We start from the raw sequence: 3,812 nt of genomic DNA, 5'->3' as shown, positions 1-3,812 counted from the left end.
GCCGGGTCTCGAGCCGGCGCCGCTCGGTCATCACCGTGCTGATCGGCAGGACGGTGATCACGATGGCCAACAGGAACAGGTTATAGACGCCGAGGCTGCGCACCATGGGGGGGACGCTCTCGAGCCCGGGCAGATCCGCCAGCCGGGTCAGGTGGACCGGCCCATGGCCCATCAGGGTGGCCACGCCGCTGAGCAGCGCCAGGCCGATCAGGGCGCCCGCCGACCAGGCCGGCGAGAGGCGCAGGCTGATCAGCGTCATCGGCAGAAAGACGAGGAACATCAGCGGCGCGTTGTTCTGCCAGAAGACGGCGGCCGTCACGGCCAGCATCAGGCCGACCAGACTTGCGGCTTCGGTTCCGGTGGCGCGCGCCGCCCCCGCGAACCGGTGGCGACGGGCCAGCAGCAGCAGGATCGGCGTGACAAGCAGCAGGCCCAGCACTTCGACGGCGACATAGCTCTGGAGATCGAACAGCCAGATCGCCCAGGGCACAGGCCTGATTATCGAGGTCAGGGTCATGGCGGACAGGGCGGCCACGACGGTGGCCGGGACAACGGCCAGCAGCGCGAACCGGGCCAGACGACCGGGCCGGCGCAGATCGAGCGCGGCGCCGCAGACCCGTCGCGCCAGCACGGCGGCGGCCATCGCCATACCGAGGTTGAGCACCACATTGGCCGCCAGATAGAGGGGGGACGATCCGCGCAGGCTGTTGGCGAGGACATCCAGCGCGGCGCAGGCGGCCAGAACCGCCAGGGCCGGCCGACGGTGAAGCTGCAGCAGGGCGGCGGTTGCGACGCCGTTGGCCAGCCAGATGGTGGCCGTCCCGAACCGCGCCATCGTCCAGTACCCGACCGCCATGGCGGCGGCGTAAAGGACCACATAGGCCCAGGCGGGCGGGCCGGCGACCCGACCCGCGTCATGCCTGAACAGACGCCAACGACCTTGCAAGCAGACCCCCTCCGGCCACCCCTGAATGCAACCCGTAAGGCCAGACCGTAAACAAATCAGATGCATGGCGCGCCTTCGCCAAGGAACCGGCCTCAGACCGCGACCGTTTCCAGTCCCTCGCCCCCGAGGGTCAGGATCATGTCAGACACCGTCGCCGACCCCAGCTTCCATCCTCCCGAGGCCGCTGTCGCCTTCTACGGGGAGGCCCTGCGGCTGCTGAAGGAGAGCGGCATCCCCTTCCTGCTGTCCGGCACCTATGCGGTGACGGCCTATACGGGCATCCGCCGGCCGACGAAGGATCTCGACGTCTTCTGCAAGCCGGGCGACTACCCCCGCATCCTCGCCTTCTTCCAGGCCCGCGGCTATCGCACCGACGTCGAGGATGAGCGCTGGATCGCCAAGGTCTGGAAGGACGAGCACTTCTTCGATGTGATCTTCGCCATGTCGAACGGCACCATCGCGGTCAGCGACAGCTGGTTCGGCGAGGACAGCATCCAGGTCTACGGCCACGAGGTCGGCATCACGCCGCCCACGGCCCTGATCCTCTCCAAGGTCTTCATCCAGGACCGCTACCGCTATGACGGGGCGGACGTGAACCACGTCATCCTGAAGCAGTCGGACGCGATCGACTGGAAGTCCCTGCTCAGCCAGATGGACCTCTACTGGGAGGTGCTGATGGCGCACCTGCTCAATTTCCGCTTCGCCTATCCGACCGAGCGGGGGCGGGTGCCGAGCTGGCTCATGACCGAGCTGACGGAGCGGCTGCACGCCCAGGTCGACCTGCCGGCCCCGCGGGTGAAGGTGTGCCGCGGGCGGCTGTTCAGCCCGCGCGACTACATCGCAGACATCACCGAATGGGGCTTTGGCGACATCGTCGGCAAGGGACTGGAGGAGCGGCATGAAGCCATCCACTGACGCGCCGGTCGGAGGCGGCGCCCACGCCGATCCGCAGACGCTCCAGCCGGGACTCGCGCCGGGCCCGCCGAAGAGGCTGAGGGTGGCGGCCGTCGGCGACCTGCACGTCGGCGAAACCCACGACCGACCGCATCGCGAGCTGTTCGACCGGGTGCACCAGGACGCCGACGTGCTGTGCCTGTGCGGCGATCTGGTCAATTTCGGCAAGATCCGCGAGGTCGAGATCCTGCTGGAGGATCTGCGCGGCTGCCAGATCCCGATGGTCGGGGTGCTGGGCAATCACGAGCACGAATGCGGCCGGGCCGACGAGGTCATCGGGATGCTGTGCGACGCCGGGGTCCAGATGCTGACCGGCCAGGCGTATGAGATTGAAGGGGTCGGCTTCGCCGGCGGCAAGGGGTTCATCGGCGGCTTCGGCCGCTACATGCTGAGCGCCTTCGGCGAGGCCTCGATCAAGGCCTTCGTCCAGGAGGCGGTCGAGGACGCCAACCACATCGAGAACTCGATCCGCATGCTGAGGACCGAGCGGTCGGTGGTGCTTCTGCACTATTCGCCGGTGGTCGATACGGTGATGGGCGAGCCGCCGGAAATCCACGCCTTCCTCGGCTCGTCGCGGCTGGGCGAGACCATCGACCGCTACGACAACATCAGCCTGGTGGTACACGGCCATGCCCATCGCGGCGCCCCGGAGGGTCGGACCAACAAGGGCACACCGGTCTACAATGTCGCCCTGCCGGTGCTGAAGACGCTGGGCGAGACTCCCTATCGGGTGTTCGAGGTCTGAAACGCCTCGCGCGGGCGGAAGCCGCGCCAGAGGGCCCACAGCGCCAGGGCCGCCGCCACGCCGAGGATGTCGGCCAGCAAGTCGCCCCAGCTGGGATCACGGCCCGTAAAATGTTGCGCGACTTCGACGGCGCCCCCGATGGCGACCGCCAGAACCGCCGCCCACAGGCGGGGCAGTCGTCGGAACAGCACGCCCAGACTCCAGAGGATCAGACCGAACGCCACGAAATGGGCGGCCTTGTCCCAGACGTGTTCGGTGGCTTCGATGGCGCCGCCCGGCGCGAGCATCAGGGCGAGCAACACGGTCAGCACGACGGCGCCGGCGAGGCGGAGGAAGAGACGCATATGAACCGGGGGCTTTCTCGGGGGACGGCCTCTCTATCAGCCGAAGACCAGGACCCAAACCCCCGTCGCCGCGAAGCCGGCCGCCGCCGCGACCCTGATCCACTTCAACGGCAGCTTGCGCGCCGCCGCCTCGCCCAGCAGCACCGCCGGCGTGTTGACCAGCATCATGCCCAGGGTCGAGCCCGCCACGACCAGAGGCAGGGACTGGAACTGTGCGGCGAGGACGGCGGTGGCGACCTGGGTCTTGTCGCCCATCTCGATGACGAAGAAGGCGGCGGTCGTGGTCCAGAATACGCCGGAGAAGGTCTTCTCGGTGGTGTCCGGGCGCTCGTCGAAGCGGTCGGGGATCAGGGCCCAGACGGCGAAGCCGAGAAAGGCCAGGCCGACGACCCAGCGCACCCAGCCGCCTTCCATGAAATGGCCCAGCACGGTCCCCGCCAGTCCCGCAAAGGCGTGGTTGGCCAGGGTGGCGACGAGAATGCCGAGCAGGATCGGCAGCGGCCGACGCCAGGCCGCGGCCAGCATGATGGCCAGCAGCATGGTCTTGTCCCCGATCTCCGCGATGGAGACGAGGCCGGTCGAGATCAGGAAGGCGTCCAAATGAACTATCGTGCGCGGAGCCTCGGCGGACAGACCTGTGGCGGTCGCAGCCGGGCTCCGCGTGGAAATCCCCTGCGACTGCCAGCGGTCTTGCCATGTTTCGCAGGGTCCTATCGCTCGCGCCGCGGGCGCTCGCTGCTTGAGGACGACGCCCTCAAGTCGGCGCGCACCGCGTGCGCGCCATAGGACCACTGGAAACCTTTCGCGCCATCCTCTCCGGGAG

The 3,812-nt window shown here is 68.3% G+C and carries 4 protein-coding genes and 1 pseudogene; 2 read left to right on the top strand and 3 right to left on the bottom strand.

The features are described from left to right. A pseudogene (locus tag RDU12_RS13675) lies at window positions 1-946 on the bottom strand (hypothetical protein); the annotation flags it as partial. Window positions 947-1,084: 138 nt separating this feature from the next. Here RDU12_RS13675 and RDU12_RS13670 point away from each other — a divergent pair. Together RDU12_RS13670 and RDU12_RS13665 are read left to right on the top strand one after the other, a co-directional pair. Beyond that, window positions 1,085-1,861: a hypothetical protein gene (locus RDU12_RS13670; RefSeq protein ID WP_300291946.1), complete on the top strand. Its 777-nt coding sequence runs from the start codon at window positions 1,085-1,087 to the stop codon at window positions 1,859-1,861. Beyond that, window positions 1,845-2,645 carry a metallophosphoesterase gene (locus tag RDU12_RS13665; protein WP_300291948.1) on the top strand — a complete coding sequence of 267 codons (801 nt, stop codon included), beginning with the start codon at window positions 1,845-1,847 and terminating at the stop codon, window positions 2,643-2,645. The genes RDU12_RS13670 and RDU12_RS13665 overlap by 17 nt, the downstream gene beginning before the upstream one ends. Here RDU12_RS13665 and RDU12_RS13660 read toward each other — a convergent pair. Next, window positions 2,624-2,989 carry a VanZ family protein gene (locus RDU12_RS13660; protein WP_300291950.1) on the bottom strand — a complete coding sequence of 122 codons (366 nt, stop codon included), beginning with the start codon at window positions 2,987-2,989 and terminating at the stop codon, window positions 2,624-2,626. The genes RDU12_RS13665 and RDU12_RS13660 overlap by 22 nt on opposite strands. A 36-nt stretch (window positions 2,990-3,025) precedes the next feature. After that, complete coding sequence (locus tag RDU12_RS13655) at window positions 3,026-3,589, bottom strand: TMEM165/GDT1 family protein (protein WP_300291952.1); 564 nt, start codon at window positions 3,587-3,589, stop codon at window positions 3,026-3,028. Between the last annotated feature and the right edge of the window lie 223 nt (window positions 3,590-3,812).

This window comes from Brevundimonas sp. (assembly GCF_031082345.1).
Lineage (GTDB): Bacteria > Pseudomonadota > Alphaproteobacteria > Caulobacterales > Caulobacteraceae > Brevundimonas.
The sequence above is the reverse complement of the archived record's forward strand: the minus strand, read 5'-3'. Positions and strand labels throughout refer to the sequence as shown.